The organism is Streptomyces sp. NPDC020490, assembly GCF_044335305.1.
GTDB lineage: Bacteria > Actinomycetota > Actinomycetes > Streptomycetales > Streptomycetaceae > Streptomyces.
Genome location: NZ_JBIRUY010000007.1, coordinates 66,838 through 91,589, shown reverse-complemented (window position 1 = coordinate 91,589; position 24,752 = coordinate 66,838). Strand labels below are relative to the sequence as shown.

Sequence of the window (24,752 nt, the reverse complement as noted above, 5' to 3'; positions counted from 1 at the left end):
TTGTGGCGGACGGCGGACGGCGGACGGCGGACGGCGGGGACGGTTGCAGCAGACGGCCGGGACGGTTCGGCGGGCGCCGAAGTACCGGTGCCGCATGCTGGGACGCATGGCCTCCAAGGAACCGCAGGCCCCGCGGCTGGCCCGGCTCGCGGGGCTGATCGCCGACGAGACGCGGGCCGCGTGCCTGCTGGCACTGCTCGACGGGCGGGCGTGGACCGCGGGCGAACTGGCGCGGCACGCCGGTGTCGCCGCGTCGACGCTGAGCGAGCACCTGGGCAAGCTCGTCGCGGGCGGGCTGCTCGCCGAGGAGCGGCAGGGCCGGCACCGGTACGTGCGTCTGGCGGACGCGAGCGTGGCCCAGCTGGTGGAGGACCTGGCCGCGCGGCTCGCCCCGGACGCCGCGGCACGGCCGCGCGGGCTGCGGGCGTCGAGCGCCGGGTCGGCGATGGCCCGCGCCCGCACCTGCTACGACCACCTCGCCGGACGGCTCGGCATCGCGGTCACCGACGCGCTGACCGGCCGCGGGCTGCTCCGCCAGGACACCGGGTTCGCGCTCACGGACGCGGGGCTGGCCTGGTTCGACGCGGCGGGCATCGCCCTCGACCGCGGCGGACGGCGTCCCCTGGCCCGCGCCTGCCTCGACTGGACCGAGCGCCGCCCCCACCTCGCGGGCACCGCCGGCGCGGCCCTGTGCCGCCACGCGCTGGACTCGGACTGGTGCGTGCGCATCGGCACGGAACGCGCCCTCAGGCTGACGCCCCGGGGCGAGACCGCCCTGCACGACCTGCTGGGCATCGCCCCGGAGACCTTGCGGTGAGCCGGGGCGCGGTGGGACTGGACGTCCAAAACGCGCCAGCTCTTGTCCGCTTTCCCTCCTAACCTCTGGGGCATGGTGAACGACTTCCCGAACCGACCGGCCCGCCGGGCGGAACTGCTCGCGGCCGGTGCCGCCGTGGTGACCGTCGTGCTGTGGGCCTCCGCCTTCGTCGCCATCCGCAGCGCGGGTGACGCCTACTCCCCCGGTGCGCTGGCACTCGGACGGCTACTGGCCGGGTCACTGACGCTGGGGGTGATCTGCCTGGTCCGGCGGGAGGGGCTGCCGCCGCGTTCGGCCTGGCGGGGGATCGCGATATCCGGGGCCCTGTGGTTCGGCTGCTACATGGTCTTCCTGAACTGGGGCGAGCGGCTGGTGGACGCCGGTACCGCCGCCCTGGTCGTGAACGTCGGCCCGCTCCTCATCGCCCTGCTGGGCGCCCGGCTGCTGGGCGACCCGATGCCGCCGCGGCTGCTGGCGGGGATGGCGGTGTCGTTCGCGGGGGCGGTGACCGTGGGGCTGTCGATGTCGGGCGGGGGCGGCTCCTCGGTGCTCGGCGTGGCGCTGTGCCTGCTGGCCGCGGTCGGCTACGCGGCCGGGGTCGTGGCGCAGAAGCCGGCCCTGGGCAGGGCGAGCGCGCTGCAGGTGACGACGTTCGGGTGCCTGGTCGGGGCGGTGGGCTGCCTGCCGTTCGCCGGGCAGCTGGCCGGCGAGGTGGCCCGCGCGCCCCTGTCGGCCACCCTCGACATGGTCTACCTGGGCGTGTTCCCGACCGCGCTGGCCTTCACGACCTGGGCGTACGCCCTGGCCCGTACGACCGCCAGCCGCATGGGCGCGACCACGTACGCGGTGCCCGCGCTGGTGGTGCTGATGTCGTGGCTGACGCTGGGCGAGGTGCCGGGCCCGCTGACGCTGGCGGGCGGGGCGCTGTGCCTGGCGGGCGTCGCGGTGTCCCGCTCCCGGGCACGGACCGCCCGCGTCGCCGCCACGGAACCGGTGCCGGAGCCGATGCCGGAACCGGTACCGGATCCGGCACCTGAGCAGGCCCGCGACTCCGCCTGACCGCGCACCAGAGCGCGAGAGCGCGAGAAGGGGAGCGTGGCAGCAAGCCTCCGGGTGCGGCCGACACCGCCGGAACGAGCACTCGAAGCGACCCCGACCGCACTCACCTCTCGCCCCGAGCGCGCGGAGGCCGGGCGGAGCAGGCCCACGGGTCGGCCGCGCGCGCCCGGAGGGAACGGCCTAGAAGACCACCAGTGCCCGGCCGCCCTTGCCCGCCAGCATGTTGTCGAAGGCCGCCGGGATGCCGTCCAGGGCGATCCGCTCGGTGACCAGGGCGCCCAGGTCCAGTCGGCCCGCGCGGACGTGGCCGGCGAGCACCGGCAGGTCCTTCGCCGGGTCGCAGTTGCCGTAGACGCAGCCGGCCAGGGTCCTGCCCCAGTGGAAGATCTCCAGGGCGTTGAAGGTGACCTGCTGGTCCTTGCCGCCGATGCCGACCACGGTGGTGCGGCCGCCGCGGCGGGTGGAGTCCCAGGCCGCGCGGATGGTGGCCGCGCGGCCCACGCACTCGATCGCCACGTCCACGCCCTGCCGGCCGGTGAGGGCGCGGACCTCGCGGGCGGTGTTCTCCGAGGCGGTCAGGTAGTCCGTCGCCCCGGCGCCGCGCGCCAGCTCCTCCTTGCGCGGCGAGACGTCGACGGCGATGATCCGCCCGGCGCCCGCGATGCGGGCGGCCTGGAGCGCGGCGAGGCCCACTCCCCCGACGCCGTACACCGCCACCGTCTCCCCCGGCCGGACCCGCGCCGCGTGGTGGACGGCGCCGTAGCCGGTGAGGACGGCGCAGCCCAGCAGGGCCGCGTCGGTGAGCGGGACGCCCTCCGGCAGGGGCAGCGCGCAGCCGGCCGCGACCACCGTCTCCTCGGCGAACGCGGCGACGTTCAGGCCGGGGTGCAGTTCGGTGCCGTCGGCGGCCCGGCGGGCGTACACGTCGGCGGCACCGTTGAGCGCGTTGGCGCACAGCCACACCTCGCCGAGCGAGCAGGCATGGCAACTTCCGCAGGACGGAGCCCAGTTGAGGACCACGTGGTCGCCGGGCGCGAGGTGGCCGACGCCCTCGCCGACGGCGACGACCGTGCCCGCGCCCTCGTGGCCGAGGACCGCGGGGACCGGCACCCGCATGGTGCCGTCGGACAGGGACAGGTCGGAGTGGCAGACCCCGGCGGCGGCGAGCCGGACGCGGACCTGGCCGGGCCCCGGGTCGGGCAGCTCGATGTCGGTGATCTCCAGCGGAGCGCCCACGGCGGGCAGGACGGCGGCGCGAACCATGTGACGTCTCCTCAGAACTGCAGGGACTTGGTGTGGAGGTACTCGGACAGGCCGTGTGTGCCCAGTTCGCGGCCCACCCCGGACTGCTTGTAGCCGCCGAAGGGGGCGAGCGGGTTGAAGCGGCCGCCGTTGATGTCGACCTGGCCGGTCTCCATGCGGCGGGCGAAGGCGACCGCCTCCGCCTCGTCCCCGGCCCACACGGCGCCCGCGAGGCCGTAGACCGTGCCGTTGGCGATGCGCAGGGCGTCCTCCTCGTCCGTGTAGCGCAGGACCGACAGTACCGGGCCGAAGATCTCCTCCTGGGCGATCGTCATCTCCGGGGTGACGTCGGCGAAGACCGTCGGGGCCACGAAGTGTCCCTGTTCGCGCGGGGCTTCGGGGCCGCCGGTGATCAGCCGCGCCCCCTCGGCCACGCCCTTCTCGATGTAGCCGCGCACCCGCGCCCGCTGCCTGGCGCTGACCACCGGGCCGATGCGGTCGCCGTACTTGGCGGCGGCCGCCGCGGCCAGCTCGACGGCCTCGTCGTACCGCGCGGCGTGCACCAGCATCCGGGTCCAGGCGCTGCACGTCTGGCCGGAGTTGGACATCACGTTGGCGACCCCGACGTTGACCGCCCGGGCCAGGTCGGCGCTGGGCAGGATGACGTTGGCGGACTTGCCGCCCAGTTCCAGGGCGACCTTCTTGATCGCGGCGCCGGCCGTCGCGCCGATCAGCCGGCCGACTGCCGTGGAGCCGGTGAAGGAGACCAGGTCGACGCCCGGGTGCTCGGCGAGGGCCTGGCCGGCGACCGGGCCGAGGCCGGTGACCAGGTTGAAGACGCCCGCCGGGAGGCCCGCCTGGTGCACCGCCTCGGCGAAGAGCTGGGCGACGAGCGGGGTGTCCTCGGCGGGCTTGACGACGATCGTGCAGCCGGCCGCGAGCGCCGGGGCGGCCTTGGCGACGATCTGGTGCAGCGGGTAGTTCCAGGGTGTGATCGCGCCGACCACCCCGACCGGCTCCAGGTGGACGACCGAGTTGCCCACCTTCTCCTCGAAGGAGTACGTCGCCGCCAGCTCGGCGTAGGAGCCCGCGACCGCGAGGGGGACGCCGGCGTGCACGTTCTGCGAGAACTGCGGCGGCGCGCCGAGTTCGGCGGTGACGGTCTCGGCGATCTCGTCCTTGCGGGCGGCCAGGACGTCCCGCAGAGCGGCCAGCCGGGCGGCCCGCTCGGCGGGCGCGGTCGCGGCCCAGGCCGGGAGGGCGGCGCGGGCGGCCCGGACGGCGGCGTCGACGTCCGCGGCGGTGCCCGCGGGGACGCGGCCGATGACCTGCTCGTCGGCCGGGTTCACGACGTCGATCGTGTCCCGGCCGGCGGGCGTGCGCCAGGCGCCGTCGATGTACATGCCGTCGTGTGGCTTCATGCGTCCTCCCGGGCGGGGTGCGTCGTCGTCGGGCACTTAAACTAGCGGCGTTAGTTTTCTGGCGCCAGACGTGCCGGGCACCCCATGACATCAGACACCTGACATCGGACACCGGCCCGGAGGGCATTGGACACCGACCCGGACGGCGGCAGACACCGGCCGGAGGGCATCAGACACCGGCCCGGACGGCCGCAGACACCGCCCGGAGGGCATCAGACACCGGCCCGGACGGCCGCAGACACCGCCAGCGGGCCGCAGGCACGGCGGGCCGCAGGCACGGGCCCGGCGGGCGGCGGCGTGCCCTCAGGCGTCCAGGTCGGGGAGGCGCGCGGGAGCCGGGCTGATGCGTTCGCCGTGCTGGTCGAAGACGAACATGTGGGCGAGGTCGACGAGCAGGGGGACCTGCATGCCGTGGCGCAGCTGGATGTCGGGGGTGGTGCGGACGACCAGGTCGCCGGGCAGGCGCCCGTCGGGGGCGGCGGGCTCGGGGCCGGCCTGCGCCGGGTCGTCCAGGACCACCACCGGACCGGCGCGCAGGGATCCCGCCCGCTCCTTGAGGCGGTCCAGGACCGTGTGGCCGCCCTCGCGGCGGCGGCGCCGGTCGGGTCGGCCTGCGGGACGGGCGGCCTCCAGGTCGGGCACGACGGCGGGCCGGGAGCCGGTGTCGAAGTGGACGAGGATCTCGTGGCCCTGGAACTCGACGTGCTCCACCAGGCCGGTGAGGGCCACCTCGCCGGGCCGCGCGGAGGCGGGCTTGGCGATGCGGACGGCCTCGGAGCGCAGGCCGACGATCACCTCCCGGCCCTGCTGGACGCGCAGCAACTGGTGATCCAGGGAGAGCGGTTCGGGCAGCCGCAGGAACTGCTTGCCGAGGCTGATGGTCATCGCGCCGTCGAGCGGGGCGCGGACCACGCCGCGCAGCAGGTTGATGCGCGGGGTGCCGATGAAGGCGGCGACGAAGACGTTGCGCGGCAGGGCGTACACCGAGCGCGGGCTGCCCACCTGCTGCAGGACGCCGCCGCGCAGAACGGCGACCCGGTCGCCGAGCGACATGGCCTCGGACTGGTCGTGGGTGACGTACACGGTGGTGACGCCCAGGTCCCGGGTGAGCTTGGCGATCTCGGCCCTGAGGTGGTTGCGGAGCTTGGCGTCGAGGTTGGACAGCGGTTCGTCCATGAGGAACGCGGAGGGGTGGCGGGCGATGGCCCGGCCCATGGCGACGCGCTGGCGTTCGCCGCCGGAGAGCTGGCTGGGGAAGCGGTCGAGGAGGTCCTCGATGCCCAGCATGCGGGCCGTGGCGTCCACGCGCGGGCGCGGGTCGGCGGCGGGGTTCTCCACGCGCAGCGGGAAGCCGATGTTGCCGCGGCTCGTCATGTTCGGGTAGAGGGCGAAGTTCTGGAACACCATCGCCATGTCCCGCTCGGCCGGCAGCAGGTCGTTGGCGTACTCGCCGTCCAGCAGCAGCTGTCCGTCGGTGATCTCCTCCAGGCCGGCGATCATCCTCAGCACGGTGGACTTGCCGCAGCCGGACGGCCCGAGGAGCACGAGGAACTCACCGGGCTCGATGTGCAGCGACAGCCGGTCCACCACGCGACGGCCGCGCGTATAGGTCTTGCTCACGTCCTGCAGGGAGATGGCGCGTGTCATGAAGGGTGCCCCCGGGGGCTCACTAGGGCGCTGGTGCTCCGCGGTCGACGCCTCGTACGGGTCGTACGAGGCCTGTGGGTCACGGAAGTTAACGGAATGTGCGCGGCCAGGGGAAGACTTCGGACGGTGCGGTTCAGCCTGTGAGAAAGCGGACGGTGTCATTCACCGGTGGGCGAAGGGTCTCCGGGGACCCGGGTCACGACGCCGCGTCGACCTCGACGGGCACTCCGTTGAGCACCGCGTTGCCCGACAGCGGGTCGAGCAGACTGCCGTCGAGGAGCTGGTTGACGTTGACGCCGGGGTCGGCGGAGGCGTGGCCCAGCCGGGTGCCGGGGCGGTCGTGGCCCCAGCCGTGCGGGAGGCTGACCACGCCGACGCGCACGGCGTCGGTGACCTCCGCGGGCACGGTCACCTCTCCCCCGGCGCCCGTCACGCGCACGGCGGCCCCGTCGCGCACGCCGAGCCGCTCGGCGTCCTGCGGGTTGATGTGCAGGGTGCAGCGGTTGGAGCCGCCGGTGAGGGCCGGGACGTTGTGCATCCAGCTGTTGTTGGAGCGCAGGTGGCGGCGGCCGACGAGGACGAGTCCGGCCGGGCGTTCGCGCATCGCCGTCCGCAGCCGGGGCAGGTCGTCGGCGATCGGCCGCGGCAGCAGTTCGATCTTGCCGGAGGGGGTCTTGAGCGGCTGCGGCAGACGCGGCCGCAGCGGTCCGAGGTCGATGCCGTGCGGGTGCGCGAGCAGCCGCTCGAGGCTCAGCCCGTCGGGGCGTGCGCCGAAGCCGTCGCCGTAGGGGCCGAGGCGCAGCATCAGGTCGAGCCGCCGTTCGGGGCCGCTGACGCCGGTGAGCCGCGCGGCGAGTTCCCCGGGGTCGCGGCCGTATACCGGGGAGTGCGCCTCGCGGACCGCCTTGCCGAGGGTCTGTCCGATGGCCAGGTCGTCGACGGCGGCCGGGTCGGCGCCGTGCATACCGGTCACGGCCAGGATCAGCCGGGCGAGGATCTCGGTCTCGGCCATCCGGCCGGGCTCCGGCTCCACCGCGGGGCGGGTGTAGCGGACCTGGTTGCGCACGGCGAGGGCGTTGAAGGCGAAGTCGTAGTGCGGGCTCTGCGCGGGCGGGGGCGGCGGCAGTACGACGTGGGCGTGGCGCGAGGTCTCGTTGAGGTAGGGGTCGACGCTGACCATGAAGTCGAGGGAGCCCAGCGCCTTGTCGAGGCGGTCGCCGTCGGGTGCGGACAGCACCGGGTTGGCGGCGATGGCGACGAGGACCCGGACCGGCTCGCCCTCCTCGGTCAGGGTGTCGATCTCCTCGGCGAGCGCGGAGACGGGCAGCTCGCCCTTCGCCTCGGGGTGCCGGCTCACCCGGGAGTGCCAGCGGCCGAGCCGGAACCCGTGGCCGGGTCCGGCGGGCCGGGGCGTCCGGTCGGTGGCCGACTGCGGGAAGAGGGCGCCGCCGGGGCGGTCGAGGTTGCCGGTGAGGACGTTGAGGACGTCGACGAGCCAGCTGGCGAGGGTGCCGAAGGCGACGGTGCAGCTGCCGATGCGGCCGTAGACGGCGGCGGTGGGGGCGGCGGCGAGTTCGCGGGCGAGGGCGCGGATCGTGCCGGCGTCCACGTCGCACGCGCCGGCGACCGCGTCGGGGGTGAAGTCGGCGAGGGCGGCGCGGAGTTCCTCGACGCCCTCGACGTGCGGCGCCAGTGCGCCGAGATCGGCGAGGTCCTCCTCGAACAGCACCTGGGCCATGGCCGCGAGCAGCAGCGCGTCGGCGCCGGGCCGGACGGCGACGTGCCGGTCGGCGAGCTTCGCGGTGCGGGTGCGGCGCGGGTCGACGACGGTGAGGGTGCCGCCGCGGGCCTTCAGCGCCTTGAGCCGGCCGGGGAAGTCGGGGGCGGTGCACAGGCTGCCGTTGGACTCCAGCGGGTTGGCGCCGATCAGCAGCAGGTGGTCGGTGCGGTCCAGGTCCGGTACGGGGATGGCGCCCGCGTCGCCGTAGAGCAGCCCGCTGGAGACGTGCTTGGGCATCTGGTCGACCGTGGAGGCGGTGAAGAGGCTGCGGGTGCCGAGTCCGGCCAGCAGGAGCGGCGGGTAGAGGCCGCCGGCCATGGTGTGGACGTTGGGGTTGCCGAGCACGACGCCGACGGAGTGCGGGCCGTAGCGTTCGACGACCGGCCGGATGCCCGCGGCGACCGCGTCGAACGCCTCCTGCCAGGTCGCCTCGCGCAGTTCGCCGTCGCGGCGCACGAGCGGGGTGCGCAGCCGGTCGGGGTCGCCGTCGACGGCCCCGAAGGCGGCGCCCTTGGGGCAGATGAACCCCTTGCTGAACACGTCGTCGCGGTCCCCGCGGGCGCCGGTGACCCGGGTGCCCTCGACGGTGAGGGTCAGCCCGCAGGTGGCCTCGCAGAGGGGGCAGATGCGCAGGGCGGTGCGGGACACGGGTCCTCCCGGAGGACGGCGGCGGTGACGCTCGGGCACGGGGCAGCATACCGACCGGTAGGGATGGAGGGGAGCCCCCTGCGGGGAAGCGACCGGAAAACCGCGCCGGCGCAGCCATCACGGCCGTCGGCCGTCAGTCCAGCAGGCCCGCCAGGTAGGCCCGCAGCAGCCGCCGCGCCTCCTTGATGATCTTCTCGTCGCCCTCCGGATCCACGCGGAAGGCCAGTTGGACCAGGGTGTCGGCGGTCTCCACGGCGACGAGGAAGGCGCGGCGCATGTCCTCGTCGGGTTCCCGGGCGAGGTAGCCGGAGAGCAGGTCGGTGAGGCGGTCGGCGACGCGGTGGTTGGGTTCGGACTGGCGGGCGCCGACCGGGATCTGGTTGCCGAAGTCGACGAGGGAGAAGCCGGGCGCGGTCCGCTTCATGGCCAGGTACTCGTCGAGTACGGCGTCCATCGCGGTGCGCCAGCCGCCCCCACCGGACTCACCGCCCCCACCGGGCACACCGGGCACACCGGGCCCACCGGGCCCACCGGGCACACCGGGCACACCGGGCTCACCGGCGTCGGCGGCCCCGCGGAGCCGTTCGGTGACGCGCTCGGTGAAGCGCTCGAGGTTGCGCTGGGCGAGCGCGTCGGCCATCTGGCGCTTGTTGCCGAAGAAGCGGTAGACCGAGCCGATGGGAACCCCCGCGCGCTGCGCCACGGCCCGGGTGCTCAGGGCGTCGTAGCCGACCTCGTCGAGGAGGTCGGCGCAGGCGTCGAGGATCCTGGTGAGCCGTTCGGCGCTGCGCCGCTGCACGGGCGCACGGCGAAGCGAAGTCGCGTTGGGCACGGGTTTCATGATGCCTTTCCGCTGCGGTCCGGTGAACCTCGCCCCCAGTACGGAGATCGGTGCCCGATGCACTCAACGTCCCCGTGCCCGCGGCGCCGGCCGGGGACGGCCGCGCCCCGGACGCGGTGATGTCGGCGGTGCTCTCGACGGGCCGGCCGTCCACCGCCCACGCCGTGCCGTCGTCGGCGTACAGGCGGGCGGTGACGTGGTGCGTGCCGCGCGGGACGAGGCGGGCGGCCAGCCGGTGGGCGGGGCCGCGCAGGCGCGTGACCAGCCGGCCGTCGACGAAGAGGTACGCCAGGCCGCGCCCGGCCACCGCCTCGGCCCTCACGCCGGCGGGCGAGAAGCGGAAGCCGCGGACGGTCAGGCGTACGTCCCAGGTGTCGCCCGCGTCCGGCTGCACCTCGATCTTCACCTCGGGCGCGCCCTTGCCGTCCACCTCCCGGTAGCGGTGGCCCAGCTCGTCGGTGCCGTCGAGGAGCCGGCCGGCCGGCGAGGCCGGCGCGCGCGGCCCGCCCTCGTCCGCACCGCCGGAGCCGCAGCCCGCGGATCCGGCCAGCGACAGGACACAGACCGCGAGCACGGCCCGTAGCCCCCGTGTCCACGACATGTTCCGGAGACTAGAACACGGGTCCGACGCGCGAATCCCCCTCAAGGCTGGTTCTGGTTCCTCCCTGGTGAGGAGGCCCGGCCGAGCTCTTGCGCCCGCGAAACCTGAATCCTACGGTGTTACATAGGAATCAGAGCGCAAGGGAGCGAGCGATCATGAGCGATGGGGGTGCCTCCCGCGCGAGCGGGCTGGAGCGCGGAGGAGCGCGCAAGACCGCGGAGGGGCTGAGCTACCTCTCCGGTTTCGGCAACGAGCACAGCTCCGAAGCCGTACCGGGCGCCCTGCCCGAGGGCCGCAACGCGCCGCAGCGCGCCCCCCTCGGGCTGTACGCGGAGCAGCTCAGCGGCACGGCGTTCACCGAGCCGCGGGCGCACAACCGCCGTTCCTGGCTGTACCGCATCCGCCCGTCGGCCGCGCATCCGGCGTTCGAGCGCGCGGACAACGGCGCGATCCGTACGGCGCCCTTCACCGAGTCGGTGCCCGACCCCAACCGGCTGCGCTGGGACCCGCTGCCCGAGCCGCCCGCGGGCACCGACTTCCTCGCGGGCCTGTGGACCCTGGGCGGCAACGGCGACGCGACGCAGCGCGCCGGGATGGCCGTGCACCTCTACCGCGCCGACGCCTCGATGGAGCGGGTCTTCAGCGACGCCGACGGGGAGCTGCTGATCGTGCCGGAGCGCGGCGGACTGCTGCTGCACACGGAGTTCGGGCTGCTGCACGTGGAGCCGTCCGAGGTCGCGCTGATCCCCCGTGGGGTGCGCTTCCGCGTGGAGTTGCTGGACGACTTCGCGCGCGGCTACGTGTGCGAGAACTACGGGGCGCCCTTCCGCCTCCCCGACCTCGGCCCCATCGGCGCGAACGGCCTGGCCAACGCACGGGACTTCCGCGCGCCGGTCGCCGCGTACGAGGACGTCGAGGGCCCGGTGGAGGTGGTGAACAAGTTCTGCGGCAACCTGTGGCGGGCGACCTACGGCCATTCCCCGCTCGACGTCGTCGCCTGGCACGGCAACCATGTGCCGTACGTCTACGACCTGCGCCGCTTCAACGTCATCGGCTCGATCTCCTACGACCACCCCGATCCGTCGATCTTCACGGTGCTGACGTCCCCGTCGGACACCCCGGGCCTGGCCGGCATCGACTTCGTGGTGTTCGCGCCGCGCTGGCTGGTGGGCGAGGACACCTTCCGGCCGCCGTACTTCCACCGGAACGTGATGAGCGAGTACATGGGCCTGATCGAGGGCGCCTACGACGCGAAGACGGCCGGAGAGGGCGGTTTCGTGCCGGGGGGCGGCTCGCTGCACAACATGATGTCGGCGCACGGCCCGGACCGGGAGACCTTCGACCGCGCGAGCGCCGCCGAGCTGCGGCCGCAGAAGGTCGACGACGGCCTGGCGTTCATGTTCGAGACCCGCTGGCCGGTGACGCTGACCGCGCAGGCGGCCGGGGCCGGGCACCTGCAGCCGCGTTACGACGACGTGTGGGAGGGACTGGAGCGGCACTTCCGCCCCTTGCACTGAAGATCTCCGACAGGTACGGATGGGCCCGTGACCTCCTTCGCCCCGGATTCGATCGTCCTGAACCGCAAGCTGCCGCTGTGGTACCAGGTGTCGCAGTCGCTGCGCGCCTCGATACTCGGCCGCTCGCCCCAGGACCCGCTGCGCCTGCCCACCGAGGAGCAGCTGGCGGGGCACTACGGGGTGAGCGTGCTGACCATGCGGCAGGCGCTGAAGGAGCTGGAGGACGAGGGCCTGATCACCCGCCACCGCCGCCGCGGCACCTTCATCGAGCCGGACGCCCGCCGGGCCGCCCCGGTGCGGCTGCTCGGCTCGGTGGACGCGATCGTGGCCCAGCAGTCCGGCATGGCGACCGAACTGCTGGACCACGGCCTGGCGTCGGTGCCGGCCGAGGTCGCCGAGTACTTCCCGGACCTCCAGGAGGTGGCGACCTACCACCGCCTGCGCTGCGACGAGAAGACCGGCGAGCCCACCAACCACGCCCGCAACTACGTCCGTCCCGAGCTGGCCGCCCGCATCGACCCCGCGGACCTGGTGCGCTGGCCGATGACCAAGGTGCTGCGGGACGTCGTCGGGGCGGACATCGGCCGCATCACGGACATCGTGGAGGCCCGGCTGGCGGACCCGGAGACGGCGCGGCTGCTCGAAGTGCCGCTGCTCAGCCCGATCCTGCACTACACGGGCGTGACCTACGACGCGGACGGCCGGGTGCTGGACGCGGCGGTGATCCACTACCGCGGCGACCGTTTCTCCTTCACGGTCACCCTCGACGCCACCTGAGGTGACGGTCCGTGACACGCCGTACGATGACCGGCGTGACGCATGACGACGCTCCGCCGCTGGCGGACCTCATGCCGTGGTCCGTCGCACCGCCGCGGCTCGGCCGGGGGTGGCCGGCGGCCCCCGACGCGGCGTCCCTGAAGGCCCGTTGGGACGCGCTGCTGAAGGCGGACGGCCCTGACCGGGAGGCCCTGTTCCAGCCGACCCGCGCACGCACGCTGCACTCGGCGGTCGGCCAGTTGCCGGGCGGGGCCGGCGGGACACGGCGGCTGGCCCGCGCCTCGGGCCCGTGCGCGGAGCCGGTACGGGTGCTGCACGCGCCCTTCGACGAGCAGTGGCTGATCCCCGACCACCGGCTGATCGACGCGGCCCGCCCCGAGTTGTGGCGGGTGGCGGACGAGCACCAGGTCTTCACGGTGGAGACGGGCGCGGACGCCGGGCCGCCGCTGCTCGCCACGTCCCGCCTGCCGCTGCTGCGCACCGGCCGCGTCCGCCCGCTGTACCGCCGCCCCGGCGGGGCGGAACCCAACCTGGCGCCCGGCCTGGCGGAGCACCTGGGCACGCGGCTCGGGCACACCCCGCAGCCGCTCGACGTGCTGGCCTGGATCCTGGCGACGGCGGGCCCGGCCGGCACCGTCCCGCTCACCGCCGACCCCGAGGTGTGGGCGCACGGCGTCGAGTCGGGACGCCGCCTGCTGTGGCTGATGCGCCGCGACGGCGAACGCCCCAAGCTGCCCGGCGGCCGCCGCCCCTACGTCCGTGCCCCGCTCCCGGCGCGCCCGCTCACCCTGCACTACGACCGCGACGAGGAGACGCTGCACCTGGACGGGGGCCGCGTCTCACCGGTGCCGCCCGATGCCTGGGACTTCGAGGCGGCCGGGGTCCGGGTGCTGGAGCATTGGTTCACGGCGAGGACGGCCGAACCGGAGCCGGGCACGCTGGCGGCGATCCGCCCGACGGCCTGGCCGCAGGCCTGGACGTCGGAGCTGCTGGAACTGATCACGGTGCTGGCCATGGTCGCGGAGGTCCGCGCACGGCAGCGGGAGCTGACGGTCACCAGTCCGGTCACGGCGGCCGACCTCACCGCGGCGGGAGTGCTGCCCGTGCCGGAGCCGGCCCGCAGGCCGGCGTCGGTCCTGGACCACCACGAGGAAGGCCCGGAGGGCCAGTTCGCGCTGATCTAGGCCCTCGCACGGACGCGGGGCCTCTCGCGCATGCGGGGCCTCTCGCGGGTGCGGGATCTCTCGCGGGTGCGGGATCTCTCGCGGGTGCGGGATCTCTCGCGCATGCGGGATCTCTCGCGCATGCGGGATCTCTCGCCGGTCCGCTGCCTCCCGGGGTGCGGAGCGGGTGGGACGCACCGGGAGCACGGCGGGGCGGTGTGACAGATGTGCGTTGTGCGGCAGCCGTGGCGGCTGTTCTGCCCGGGACGGGTGTACCCCGGGACGGGGGTATTGCGGGGCGGTGGGTACTACGGGCCGTGGCGCGGGCGGGGGGACGCGCCCGCGCCCGGGAGGCGCGCCGGGGCGCCGCTGCGGGCCGTGGGGATGACGGACGGCCGGGGCGGCGCACTCCGGTGCGGCAGGCCGCCCGAGCGCCGGCCTCGCCGGACGCAGGCGTCGTTCAGCGCCCCCCGAACAGCGAGCGGCGCAGCCGGCGCAGCGGCGCGAACAGCGAGACGCGATGGACACGCGCGCCCCGGCCGCTGCGCTGGTGCGTGGTGTCACGCGCGGTCAGCTCACGCATGAGCGAGGTCGCCTCGGCCGTCTCCCGCTGCGGGACGGCGGGTCCCGCCAGCACCGAGAGATGGCGGTCGAGACGCGAACTGGTCGCACTGCTCCCGCAGATGATCGCAGGGACCCTCGCCCTGCTGCGCACTGTTATCTGTTCCATGTCACTCCCCACCCGTACGAGTCCACCCGGCCCGGGCAGGGTAACCCTATCGCCACCTTGCGGCACTCGTGTATCGCGGTCACAGGATTCACCTTCCCCGTAAGGAGGTTGACGACCCCTCCTTCATTACTCTCCGAATCCGACAGTTTTCAGGGCGAGTTGGACAACAGGCTGACCGGTGGGTTGCGGTGAGCCGCCGTCGGGCTCGACGGTCACCGCGAGTGACGTGGCCGACCTCGTGAGGCCGGTCGCGACCAAGGGCGTGTCGCCGCCGGAGAACAGCCCGAGGGAGCGTGGCCGCGCACCGGGGCGCATGAGCCACAGCTGGTGCACCCGGTCGCCGGGCAGGTCGCCGTATCCGCTGAGGGTGACGACGGCGCGTCCCTCGGAGGCGGAGGCGACGACGGCGATGCTCCGGCCCCGGGCGTCCCGGTCACCGGCCGAGCGGGCATCGGGAGCTGCCAGAACGTGGGCGATCTCACGGTTCTGGGCGCGCGCGGCGTCCAGTTGGTCCCGGGTCCGGTCGGCCTGGACGGCGAAGAGCGAGGCGACGACGAGGGCCGCGGCGGCGGTCGCCGTGGCGAACGGCACGAAGAGGGGGCGGCGCTCGCGGGGCGCACGGGTGCGCGACGGCGGCGGCTGCGTGCCCCAGACGTGCGGCGGCAGCTGCGGCGTGTGCTCCCGCGCCGGGGCGGACTCCTGCGGGGTGGCGCGTACGGCGGCCAGCACCCGCTCGCGCAGCGCGGCCGGCGGCGGGGCGGCCGCCGACCAGGCGAGGCGGACGGCGTCCTCGGCCAGCGCCCGCACCTCGGCGGTACAGACGTCGCAGGTCCGCAGGTGCTTCTCGAAGCGGACGCGTTCCGCGGGCTCCAGGGCGTCGAGCGCGTAGGGGGCGGCGAGGGAGTGGACGTCCTCGCGGCGCAGCAGGCGGTCGAGGAGGCTCATGCCGTACCTCCCAGGCAGTCGCGCAGCCGGGTGAGTCCGTCGCGCATACGGGTCTTGACCGTGCCGAGCGGCAGGGACAGCCGCTCGGCCACTTCACGGTAGGTGTAGCCGTCGTAGTAGGCGAGGGTGACGGACTGGCGTTGCAGGGCGGTGAGGCGGTTCAGGCAGCGGCGCACCCATTCGCGCTCCAGGCCGGCCTCGACCTCCTCGGCGACGTGGTCGAAGGCGGGGCCGTCGGCCCGCCGGGCCTCGCGCTGTTCGCGTTCCCCGGCCGCGCGGGCGCTGCGCACCCGGTCGACGGCGCGCCGGTGGGCGAGGGTGAGGATCCACGACAGCGCGCTGCCCCGGCCGGGGTCGAAGCGCGCCGCGGACCGCCAGAGTTCGAGCAGCACCTCCTGGGCCACCTCCTCCGACTGGGCGGGGTCCCGCACCACGCGCCGCACCAGCCCGAACACCGGGCCGGCCACCAGACCGTACAGATCCTCGAAGGCCCTCTGGTCGCCGCCCGCCACGAGTACCAGGAGCTTGTCCGCCTCCACTCGGTCCCCCTCTCTGCGGCCGCATGGGCCCCGTCCCGTCACACCAGGCATTCGCACCGAACGCACCTCCGCACGGTGTTACGGATCAGCCCGCCGAAAACGCGGGTCGAGCAGGCGGGAAAGAATTTTTCGGATCCGACCAATCCGGCCCGGCGGCCGCTCCGAATGCCCGTGCGTCAGGCAAGTTGGCACTGAGGACGGACGGCATGACACCTATCTCCAGGAGCGGTGCGGGACGCGGGAGCCTCGCGACCCTCATATGTGGTGCGCTGGCCGCCGGGGGGCTCGCAGCCGCCGGCGTGACCGCGCTGGAACCGGGGGCGGCCTCCGCCTCCAGCCACCGGGAGGCCCCGCTGATCTCGGGGCAGCCCCAGTACGACAACACCGACGTGTACGCGTTCGTGAGCCCGGACAAGCCGGACACGACGACGATCATCGCCAACTGGATCCCCTTCCAGGACCCGGCCGGCGGCCCCAACTTCTACACGTTCGCCGACGACGCCCAGTACGACCTGCACATCGACAACGACGGCGACGCGCAGACCGAGCTGCTGATCCGCTACACCTTCAGGACGCACACGAAGAACAAGAACACCTTCCTGTACAACACCGGCGCGGTCACCAGCCTGGACGACCCCGACCTGAACGTCACCCAGACCTACGACGTCGAGCTGTTCAAGCTGCACGACCGGAAGGTGATGGCGAGGACGAAGCTCGCCGACGACGTTCCGGTGGCCCCGTCGAACGTCGGCAAGGCGTCGATGCCGGACTACGACAAGCTGCGGCAGCAGGCGGTCTACAAGCTCTCCAGCGGCGCCCAGACGTTCGCCGGCCAGGCCGACGACCCGTTCTTCCTGGACCTGCGCGTCTTCGACCTGCTGTACGGCGGGAACCTGTCCGAGGTCGGCCGGGACACCCTCAAGGGCTACAACGTCAACTCCATCGCCCTGCAGGTGCCGACCGACATGATCACGGAGTCGAAGGACCAGCCGGTCGTCGGCATCTGGTCGACGACGCAGCGCAAGAACGCGCGGGGTTACTACGAGCAGGTCTCGCGCCTGGGCAACCCGCTGGTCAACGAGGTCGTCAACCCGCTGAAGGACAAGGACAGGTTCAACGCGTCCTCGCCGCGGTACGACGCCCAGTTCCTGAAGAACGTCACCAACCCCGAGTTGCCCAAGCTCATCGAGCAGATCTACAAGATCAAGGCGCCGGCCGAGCCGCGCAACGACCTCGTCGACGTCTTCCTGAAGGGCGTCGAGGGCCTCAACCAGCCGCCGCACGTGACCCCGGCGGAGGAACTGCGGCTCAACACGTCGATCAAGCCGGCCGCGGAGCCCAAGCGGCTCGGCGTCCTCGACGGCGACAACGCGGGCTTCCCGAACGGGCGCCGGCTCACCGACGACGTGATCGACGAGGCGCTCCAGGTCGTGGAGGGCGAACTGCTGGGCGCCAAGAACGACCTGGGCGACGCGGTGGACGCGAACGACAAGAAGTTCGGCCACTCCTTCCCGTACCTGGCCAACCCGACGCCCGGCTCGCGCGGGGCCACCGCCAAGGGCGTCAGCAGCGGCAACGACGTCCGCAACCAGCTCGGCGACGCCCTGCGGCCGGCCGGTTCGGCCACCGGGTCCGGCAACACCCCGCTGATCGCGGCCTCCGCGGGCGCGGGCGCGGCCGGGATCCTGCTGATCGGCGGCGGCCTGATGTGGTGGCGCCGCATGCGGGGCCGGGCGTACTGACCCGCTCCCCCACCGACTGGCGCGGCCCGCGGATTCCCCCATGGCGCGGGCCGCGCCGCACACCCGAACGACAACCGTCCGTCCATGGCACGCGATCAGGGAGAGGGCATGGCCCCGCGCACGAACGACACCACGCCGACGCGGAACAACGACACCACGCCGACGCGGAACAACGACACCACGCCGACGCGGAACAACGGCACCACGCCGGCGGGGAAGCACGACACCGCGCCGACGGGGGAGAACCGCACCGCGCCGACGGGGAAGCACGACACCGCGCCACCTCCTCCACCGCGGGCCGGGCACCCCGGGAACGGGGGCGCGGAGGACGCCCCGGACGAGCGGGTCGTCGCCGTGCGGCGGATGGCCGCGATCGGACGGCGGGTGCGCGGACTGCGGTTCGGGGGTTCCGCGCTGCTGCTGGCCGTCGCGCTCACCGCGGGATCCCTCGCCGTCGGGGCGCTGCGCGACCACACGGCCCCGGCCGTCGCCGCGGCGCCCGCCGCCCTGTCGCCGGCGCTGCTGAACAGCGGCGACCTGGACTCGGACATCGCCGCCCTGCAGGCCCATCTCCGCGCCCAGCCACGGGACTTCGGCGGCTGGGCGACGCTCGGCCTGGCGTACGTCGAGCAGGCCCGCACCAAGGGCGACCCCGCCCGCTACCCCCAGGCCGAGAAGGCCCTCGACCGCTCCCTCGGCATCGAGCCCGGCAACGACCAGGCGCTCGCCGGCCGCGCCGCCCTCGCCGCGGCCCGCCACGACTTCGCGGGCGCCCTGGCCTACGCCGACCGGGCCCTGAAGCAGAACCCCTACAGCGAGCGCGCCCTGTCCTCCCGCATCGACGCCCTCGTCGAACTCGGCCGCTACACCGCCGCGTCGAAGGCCGCCGACACCGCCGACTCCCGGCGCCCCGGCATCCCTGTCTTCACCCGGTACGCCTACGTGCACGAGCTACGCGGAGACGTCAGGACCGCCCGCCGGGTGCTGGAGCAGGCCCTCGCCGGGGCCGCCACGCGCGGAGACGTCGCCTACGTCGCCACGCAGCTGGGCCAGCTCGCCTGGAACCAGGGCGACTACGCGGGCGCGCTCACCCGCTACGCGCGCGCCCTCGCCGCCGACGAGGACTACCTCCCGGCCCTTGAGGGCCGCGCCCGCGCGCAGTTCGCGAGCGGCGACCGGGCCGCGGCGATCAGGGGCATGGAGCAGGTCGTCGCCCGCTACCCGCTGCCCGGCCCGCTCGTCCTCCTCGGCGAGCTGTACGAGGACCGCGGCGCCGCCGGCGACCGGGCGCGGGCCGCCGAGCAGTACGCCCTCGTCGACGCCTGGACCGCGCTCGCCCGCGCCAACGGCGTCGACGCCGATCTGGACACCGCCCTCGCCGCCGCCGACCACGGCGACCGGGCCGCCGCCCTGCGCGCCGCCCGCGCCGAGTGGTCCCGCCGCCGCACCGTGCACACCGCGGACGCCCTCGCGTGGGCGCTGCACGTGAGCGGGCGGGACGAGGAGGCCCTGCCCTACGCCCGCCGGGCCACCGCGACCGGCTACCGCAACGCGGCCTTCCTCTACCACCGCGGCATGATCGAGCGCGCCACCGGCCACGGCGACCGCGCCCGCGCCCTGCTGCGGGCGGCCCTGGAGCTGAACCCGGGCTTCTCCCCGCTGGGCGCCCGCGAGGCCCGCGCGGCACTGGGGGCGAGCCGGTGAACCCCCGTCGAGTGCTCGCCTCCTGCGCGGCCGTCCTCACGGCCGTCTGCGCCCTCGTGATCCTTCCCGCCCCGGCCGCGAGCGCGCATCCGCTCGGCAACTTCACCGTCAACCGCTACGACGGTCTGGTCGCCGCCCCCGGCCGACTCCGGATCGACCACGTCGAGGACCTCGCCGAGATCCCGGCGACCCAGGCCGGGCCGGACATCGAGCGGCTCGGCCTGGCCGGGTGGGCGCGGCAGCGGTGCGCGAAGGCGGCGTCCGGCAGCAGGGTCACCGTCGACGGACGCGCCACCGCCCTCACCGTCGGCGCCGGGCACGCCCGCCTGCGGCCCGGCCAGGCGGGGCTGCACACCCTCCGCGTGGAGTGCCGGCTCACGGCGCCCCTGCCCGGCGGCAGCGTGACGCTCGGCTTCCGCGGCGCGGGCACGGCCTCCGGGCCCGGCTGGCGGGAGATCACCGCCCGCGGCGACCGCATGACGCTCACCGCCTCGGACGTGCCGAAGACCTCGGTGTCCCACGAACTGACGCGCTATCCGCAGGAGTTGCTGTCCTCCCCCGCCGACACCGTGACCGCCGCCCTGCGGGTGCGCCCCGGCGGACCGGCCCTGGCCGAGGACGAGCGGCCCGCCCCGGCCGCCTCCGTGCTGCCGCGCGGCGCCGACCGCTGGACGCGCGCCCTGGACTCCCTGGTCGCCCGGCACCACCTCACCGTCGGCTTCGCCGCGCTCGCCCTGCTCGTCGCGGTCGTGCTCGGCGCGATGCACGCGCTCGCCCCGGGCCACGGCAAGACCCTGATGGCCGCGACGGCGGCCGCCCGCGGGGGCCGGGCCCGGCCGCGGGACGTGCTGCCGCTGGCCGCGTCGGTGACGGTCACCCACACCCTCGGCGTGGTCGCCCTCGGTCTCCTGGTCACGGCCGGCTCCGCCGCGGCGCCCTCGGTGATCGCCTGGCTGGGCGTGGCGAGCGGCGCCCTGGTGACGCTGGCGGGCGCGAACCTGGTGCGCCGGGCCTGGCGCAACCGCGCACCCGGATCCCCGCACGGACACGGGCACGGGCACGGGCACGGGCACGGGCACGGGCAACACCAGCACGAGCACGAGCACGACCACGCCCGCCCCCAGGACCACGATCACGGCCACGAGCACGGCCACGGCCATGCGCACGGCCACGCACACGGCCACGAGCACGGCCACTCCCACGACCACCCCCACCCGCACACGGTCGAGCACACCCACGGCGGATTCACCCACTCCCACCCCACCGCGCCCACCCTCCGCGGCACGATCCTGCTCGGCTTCGCCGGAGGGCTCGTGCCCAGTCCGTCCGCGGTCGTCGTGCTGGTCGGAGCCGCGGCCCTGGGGCAGGCCTGGTTCGGTCTGCTGCTCGTGGTCGCCTACGGCGCCGGGCTGGCCCTCACCCTCACCGCGGCCGGAATCGCCGTGGTGAAGCTGGGTACCGGCATGAACCGGGTGCTGGACCGCCGCCCGCGCTGGACGTCCCGTCCGGCGGCGGCCCTGGTGCGCCGGACGGCTCCGCTCGGCTCGGCGTTCCTCGTGGTGGCGCTCGGGGCCGGATTGGTCCTCAGGGGGGCGGCATCCGCACTCGGCTGAGCTACTTTTGTGGAGAAATCACGCGGAGCGGAGACAGCACGCGGATGCGAAGGGGGCGCGCAGGTGTCCGAAGAACCGGGCGGTGAACGGCTGGTCGCGGGCCGCTACCGTCTGCTGTCCCCCCTCGGCGAGGGCGGCATGGGAACGGTGTGGCGGGCCCGGGACGAGGTCCTGCACCGGGAGGTCGCCGTCAAGGAGGTGCGGGCGCCCGCCGGGCTGCCGGCGCAGGACGTCGAGCGGATGTACGCCCGCCTGGAGCGCGAGGCGTGGGCGGCGGCCCGGGTCTCCGACCGCAACGTGGTCACGGTGTACGACGTGGCCACGCAGGACGGCCGTCCGTGGATCGTGATGGAGCTGGTCCGGGGCATCTCGCTGGCCGAACTGCTGGATGCCGAGGGCCCGTTGTCACCCGAGCGGACCGCGCGCATCGGCGCCGAGGTGCTGGCGGCGCTGCAGGCCGCGCACGCGGCCGGGGTGCTGCACCGGGACGTGAAGCCGGCCAACGTGCTGATGTCGAACGACGGCCGGGTGGTGCTCACCGACTTCGGCATCGCCACGGTGGAGGGGAGTTCGGCGCTGACCATGACCGGCGAGGTCATCGGCTCGCCCGAGTTCCTCGCGCCGGAGCGGGCGCTGGGCCGCAAGCCGGGCCCGGAGTCCGATCTGTGGTCGCTGGGCGTCCTGCTGTACGCGGCCGTCGAGGGCAACTCCCCCTTCCGCCATGACACCCCGCTGAACACCCTGCGCGCCGTCGTCGACGACGAACTGCCGCCGCCGCGCCGGGCGGGCGCGCTCGCCCCCGTCATCGAGGGGCTGCTGCGCAAGAATCCAGCCGAACGGCTGTCGGCCGGACGGGCCGAGCAGGACCTGCGGGTGGTCGCGGCGGGCGGCACCCCGCGCGCCGACGCGGTGGGGGCGTCGCCGTACGCGCCGACCGTCGCCGGGTTCCCCGACCGGCAGGGGCCGACCCCGCCGATGCCGTATCCGGTCGGCCGGACCGAGTCCGGCACCGGGCCGGGGAACACCGCGGACACGGCGCCGCCGGGCCGCGACCGGCGGGCCGTCGCGGTGCTGGTCGCCGGGCTGCTGGTGGTGGCCCTCGCCCTGGCCGGGCTGACGTACGCGCTGCTCGACCGCGGCGACGGGGGCGGGAAGACGGGCGGCGGCACCGCCGGTTCGCAGGCGGCGAGCCCGCCGGCCGCCACCCGCGGCGAGTCCGGCGGCGAGGCCACCCGCACCGCTTCGACGCCGAGCCGCAGCGGTACGACGGCCTCCGCCCCGGCGCAGTCGGTGAGCGTCACGCTGACGGGCTCGCACACCGACTACTCCGGCGCCTGTCCGCCGGCCGAGAGCGAGGCGCCCGCCTTCACGGCCACCATCACCGTGGGCCGGCTGCCGGCCGAGGTGAGTTACCGCTGGCTGTCGGAGGACGGGCACGTGGTGGACACGGGGTGGAAGACCCTGTCCTTCCCGGCGGGCGGCGGCCGGACCAAGCAGGACAAGGCGTTCGTGACGACGTACGACAGCTCCGGGACGTTCCGCAACGCGGTCAGCGTCGAGGTGCGCTCCCCGGTGCGCGCGACGTCCGATTCGGTGCCGTTCTCGGTGACGTGCGTGGCGGAGACCCCGTCAGGAGGGGCCTCCGCCAGCGCTTCCGGCTCGGCTACGCCGTGAGGATCAGACGTTGTTGGCGAACGCGGGCAGGTAGCCGCCGGAGTGGCCGGCCGCGGTGGGGTGGTACGACTCGCCGATGTTCGTCCAGTTGACGCTGTTCAGCCAGGAGCTGCCGGAGCAGATCTCGTGGCCGGTGAAGGTGGTGCGGACGTCGCCGAGAGTGAACCCGTGGCCGGCGACGGCCTTGGCGATGACGCTGTCGAGGTGGTCGGCCGCGTCGTTGATGGCCGACCGCTTGGTCTCGGACAGTCCGATGCAGCTGGTGCCCAGCTTGTAGAAGCGGGGGTAGTCGAGCACCACCACATGGGCGTTGGGCGCCTTGCTGCTGATGGCGGAGTAGACGTTGTTGAGCTTGCCGGGCAGCGTCGAGTCGATGTACGCGTTCGCGGTGGCGATCCGCGACAGGCAGGTGCTGTCGGACGAGAGCACACAGGTCGTCATGACGTCCGCGAATCCGGCGTCGTTGCCGCCGACGCTGATCGAGACCAGGCCGGTGGACGAGCTGAGCGACCCCATCTGGTTGGCGAGGACGTCGTCCGTGGTGGCGCCCGAGCAGGCGTCGAAGCTGAAGGACGACGGTGAGTTGGCGACCGCCCAGAGGTACGGGTAGGCCTTCGTGCTCCGCTTGCAGTCGCCGCTGGAACTGATGTAGCTGTTCGTGCCGACCCCGGAGGAGTAGGAGTCGCCGAGGGCAACGTACCCGCCGGTCACGGACGCGTGCGCCGCCGTGGCTCCGGTCAGGGCCGCACCTGCGGCGAGAAGGATCGAGCTGATGAACACGGCAATACGGGAACGTCTCATGGAACCTCCCTTTAGCAGGATCTCCGCCACAACGTTGGTACCAGCTACGCGCGTTGACGGGAAGTGTTCATGTCAAAAATGCTGAGATCTCGACAGCTCCCGTGCCTGTCTTCACCCGATCGTGATCACGCGTTCATGACGCGTCGGTTGACAGCCGCTCAACTCTCCGATCAGGCAGGGCTGCACCCCACCCCGAACCCTTGCTGAGCCTTGAACAGGAAGGCGGGGAAGACTCACCCCCGTGACCTATGGCCCTTGACGTTCCCTCAGTCGCCGCGCGACAGGCGCCGGCCGGCCCGGTGCCGGTCTTGGTGACACGCGGTCCGACACGCCCGGCGCACCGTGGAAACCGGGTGCGTGGGACGGTCCGGTGCCGGATCATGGGCGCCATGTCTGCGAACCCATACGACGCTCTGCCGGTCCGGCTCAACGTCGACGACAGCGACTCGCCGTCCGACGTCGTCGACGCGCTGTTCCTCGGCCGCTTCGCGACGGGCGAGCAGCCGTACTCCCACGCGGCGAACATCGACCGCGTGCGGTCCGGGGCGACGCTCCTGCCGCCCGGCGCGCGGGTGCTGCGCGTCGCCCGCGACGACGACCGCAGCGCCACGCTGGCGGAGGGCGACGGCTGGACGCTGCTGGTCTCGCGCTGGAACCGGGGCGCCGACGTGACGGTGACGGCGACCACCCCCGAGCTGGCGAAGAAGGTCCTCGACCAGACCACGGACGGCGCCGCGGACGAGCCCGAACCCCAGCCGGAGAACGTGACGATGGGGTTCTGGTACGTCTCGCCCCGGCGCGGGCCGCACCGCACCACCCGGCAGATCTCGGCGGGCACCTGGGACGAGGTGCGCGATAACTACACCGCGCCCGTGGCGGACGCCATGGACCGCCTGATGAAGACGACGCCGGAGGACATCGCGGGCCGTCTGCTGCTGCTGCACGGCCCGCCCGGCACCGGCAAGACCTCGGCGCTGCGCACCCTCGCCCGGTCCTGGCGCGACTGGTGCCAGGTGGACTGCGTCCTGGACCCCGAGCGCCTGTTCTCCGACGTGGGGTACCTGATGGACATCGCGATCGGCGAGGAGGACGCGGCCGGCAAGGGCCGCTGGCGCCTGCTGCTGCTCGAGGACTGCGACGAACTGATCCGCGGCGAGGCCAAGCACACCGCCGGCCAGGCCCTGTCCCGCCTGCTGAACCTGACGGACGGCCTGCTCGGCCAGGGCCGCAACGTGCTGGTGGGCGTGACGACCAACGAGGACCTGGAGCGCCTGCACCCGGCGGTCGTCCGGCCCGGACGCTGCCTGGCCCGCATCGAGGTCGGCAGGCTGACCCGGCACGAGGCGGTGAACTGGCTCGGCAGCGAGGAGGGCGTGGGCCGCGACGGGGCGACACTGGCGGAGCTGTACGCGCTGCGCCGGGGCACCTCCCCGACGGCGCTGCCGGAACCGCGGGACGGCGCGGAGGCCGGGCTGTACCTGTAGGCCGCAT

General features: G+C 74.2%; 19 protein-coding genes and 1 pseudogene. 10 read left to right on the top strand and 10 right to left on the bottom strand.

Annotated features, from left to right (window positions below; translation table 11 throughout):
* Window positions 1-94: 94 nt before the first annotated feature.
* Together ACH4ZX_RS10190 and ACH4ZX_RS10185 are read left to right on the top strand one after the other, a co-directional pair.
* A complete protein-coding gene (locus tag ACH4ZX_RS10190) occupies window positions 95-817 on the top strand; it encodes an ArsR/SmtB family transcription factor (protein WP_398270413.1) in 723 nt (240 codons plus the stop codon).
* A 72-nt stretch (window positions 818-889) separates the two neighbouring features.
* Window positions 890-1,876 (top strand): DMT family transporter, encoded by a 987-nt coding sequence (locus ACH4ZX_RS10185; protein ID WP_398270410.1) that lies wholly within the window; start codon window positions 890-892, stop codon window positions 1,874-1,876.
* A 180-nt stretch (window positions 1,877-2,056) separates the two neighbouring features.
* On the opposite strand, the gene ACH4ZX_RS10180 is transcribed toward ACH4ZX_RS10185, so the two are convergent.
* The 6 genes and pseudogenes from ACH4ZX_RS10180 to ACH4ZX_RS10155 all read right to left on the bottom strand — a co-directional run bounded on the left by ACH4ZX_RS10180 (window position 2,057) and on the right by ACH4ZX_RS10155 (window position 10,056).
* A complete protein-coding gene (locus ACH4ZX_RS10180; RefSeq protein WP_398270407.1) occupies window positions 2,057-3,139 on the bottom strand; it encodes a Zn-dependent alcohol dehydrogenase in 1,083 nt (360 codons plus the stop codon).
* Window positions 3,140-3,150: 11 nt separating this feature from the next.
* Window positions 3,151-4,539, bottom strand: coding sequence for an aldehyde dehydrogenase family protein (locus ACH4ZX_RS10175; protein ID WP_398270404.1), 1,389 nt, complete (start codon window positions 4,537-4,539; stop codon window positions 3,151-3,153).
* A 303-nt stretch (window positions 4,540-4,842) separates the two neighbouring features.
* Window positions 4,843-6,186, bottom strand: coding sequence for an ABC transporter ATP-binding protein (locus ACH4ZX_RS10170; protein WP_398270401.1), 1,344 nt, complete (start codon window positions 6,184-6,186; stop codon window positions 4,843-4,845).
* A 196-nt stretch (window positions 6,187-6,382) separates the two neighbouring features.
* Window positions 6,383-8,614, bottom strand: a complete 2,232-nt coding sequence (locus ACH4ZX_RS10165; RefSeq protein WP_398270398.1) for a molybdopterin oxidoreductase family protein — start codon at window positions 8,612-8,614, stop codon at window positions 6,383-6,385.
* 133 nt (window positions 8,615-8,747) lie between these two features.
* Window positions 8,748-9,455, bottom strand: a complete 708-nt coding sequence (locus tag ACH4ZX_RS10160) for a TetR family transcriptional regulator (protein WP_398270395.1) — start codon at window positions 9,453-9,455, stop codon at window positions 8,748-8,750.
* A pseudogene (locus ACH4ZX_RS10155) lies at window positions 9,452-10,056 on the bottom strand (hypothetical protein). The gene ACH4ZX_RS10160 and the pseudogene ACH4ZX_RS10155 overlap by 4 nt, the downstream one beginning before the upstream one ends.
* 155 nt (window positions 10,057-10,211) lie before the next feature.
* Here ACH4ZX_RS10155 and hmgA point away from each other — a divergent pair.
* From hmgA to ACH4ZX_RS10140, 3 genes are read left to right on the top strand one after another with little or no spacing between them, the layout of a single operon-like run.
* Window positions 10,212-11,573 carry a homogentisate 1,2-dioxygenase gene (gene hmgA, locus ACH4ZX_RS10150; protein ID WP_398270392.1) on the top strand — a complete coding sequence of 454 codons (1,362 nt, stop codon included), beginning with the start codon at window positions 10,212-10,214 and terminating at the stop codon, window positions 11,571-11,573.
* 27 nt (window positions 11,574-11,600) lie between these two features.
* Window positions 11,601-12,350, top strand: a complete 750-nt coding sequence (locus tag ACH4ZX_RS10145) for a GntR family transcriptional regulator (RefSeq protein WP_398270389.1) — start codon at window positions 11,601-11,603, stop codon at window positions 12,348-12,350.
* Between the two features lie 26 nt (window positions 12,351-12,376).
* Window positions 12,377-13,534: a type ISP restriction/modification enzyme gene (locus ACH4ZX_RS10140; protein WP_398270733.1), complete on the top strand. Its 1,158-nt coding sequence runs from the start codon at window positions 12,377-12,379 to the stop codon at window positions 13,532-13,534.
* A 439-nt stretch (window positions 13,535-13,973) separates the two neighbouring features.
* On the opposite strand, the gene ACH4ZX_RS10135 is transcribed toward ACH4ZX_RS10140, so the two are convergent.
* From ACH4ZX_RS10135 to ACH4ZX_RS10125, 3 genes are all read right to left on the bottom strand, one after another.
* Window positions 13,974-14,243 carry a hypothetical protein gene (locus ACH4ZX_RS10135; protein WP_398270386.1) on the bottom strand — a complete coding sequence of 90 codons (270 nt, stop codon included), beginning with the start codon at window positions 14,241-14,243 and terminating at the stop codon, window positions 13,974-13,976.
* Window positions 14,244-14,369: 126 nt separating this feature from the next.
* Complete coding sequence (locus tag ACH4ZX_RS10130) at window positions 14,370-15,188, bottom strand: anti-sigma factor domain-containing protein (RefSeq protein WP_398270383.1); 819 nt, start codon at window positions 15,186-15,188, stop codon at window positions 14,370-14,372.
* Window positions 15,185-15,727: a sigma-70 family RNA polymerase sigma factor gene (locus ACH4ZX_RS10125; RefSeq protein WP_351891806.1), complete on the bottom strand. Its 543-nt coding sequence runs from the start codon at window positions 15,725-15,727 to the stop codon at window positions 15,185-15,187. The genes ACH4ZX_RS10130 and ACH4ZX_RS10125 overlap by 4 nt, the downstream gene beginning before the upstream one ends.
* A 206-nt stretch (window positions 15,728-15,933) precedes the next feature.
* Between ACH4ZX_RS10125 and ACH4ZX_RS10120 the strand changes: the two genes are divergently transcribed.
* The 4 genes from ACH4ZX_RS10120 (at window position 15,934) to ACH4ZX_RS10105 (ending at window position 22,460) form a co-directional block, all read left to right on the top strand.
* Window positions 15,934-17,469: a DUF4331 domain-containing protein gene (locus tag ACH4ZX_RS10120; RefSeq protein WP_398270379.1), complete on the top strand. Its 1,536-nt coding sequence runs from the start codon at window positions 15,934-15,936 to the stop codon at window positions 17,467-17,469.
* 84 nt (window positions 17,470-17,553) lie between these two features.
* The gene (locus ACH4ZX_RS10115) at window positions 17,554-19,173 is read left to right on the top strand and encodes a tetratricopeptide repeat protein (protein WP_398270376.1); all 1,620 of its coding nucleotides are present in this window, start codon (window positions 17,554-17,556) and stop codon (window positions 19,171-19,173) included.
* The gene (locus ACH4ZX_RS10110) at window positions 19,170-20,786 is read left to right on the top strand and encodes a sulfite exporter TauE/SafE family protein (protein WP_398270373.1); all 1,617 of its coding nucleotides are present in this window, start codon (window positions 19,170-19,172) and stop codon (window positions 20,784-20,786) included. The genes ACH4ZX_RS10115 and ACH4ZX_RS10110 overlap by 4 nt, the downstream gene beginning before the upstream one ends.
* A 63-nt stretch (window positions 20,787-20,849) precedes the next feature.
* Entirely contained in the window at window positions 20,850-22,460 is a 1,611-nt protein-coding gene (locus tag ACH4ZX_RS10105) for a serine/threonine-protein kinase (RefSeq protein WP_398270370.1), read from the top strand.
* Window positions 22,461-22,463: 3 nt separating this feature from the next.
* Here the strand turns inward: ACH4ZX_RS10105 and ACH4ZX_RS10100 are convergent, their stop codons facing one another.
* The gene (locus ACH4ZX_RS10100) at window positions 22,464-23,261 is read right to left on the bottom strand and encodes an SGNH/GDSL hydrolase family protein (protein ID WP_398270367.1); all 798 of its coding nucleotides are present in this window, start codon (window positions 23,259-23,261) and stop codon (window positions 22,464-22,466) included.
* A gap of 389 nt (window positions 23,262-23,650) precedes the next feature.
* Between ACH4ZX_RS10100 and ACH4ZX_RS10095 the strand changes: the two genes are divergently transcribed.
* Entirely contained in the window at window positions 23,651-24,745 is a 1,095-nt protein-coding gene (locus ACH4ZX_RS10095; protein ID WP_398270363.1) for a DUF5925 domain-containing protein, read from the top strand.
* Window positions 24,746-24,752 lie beyond the last annotated feature (7 nt).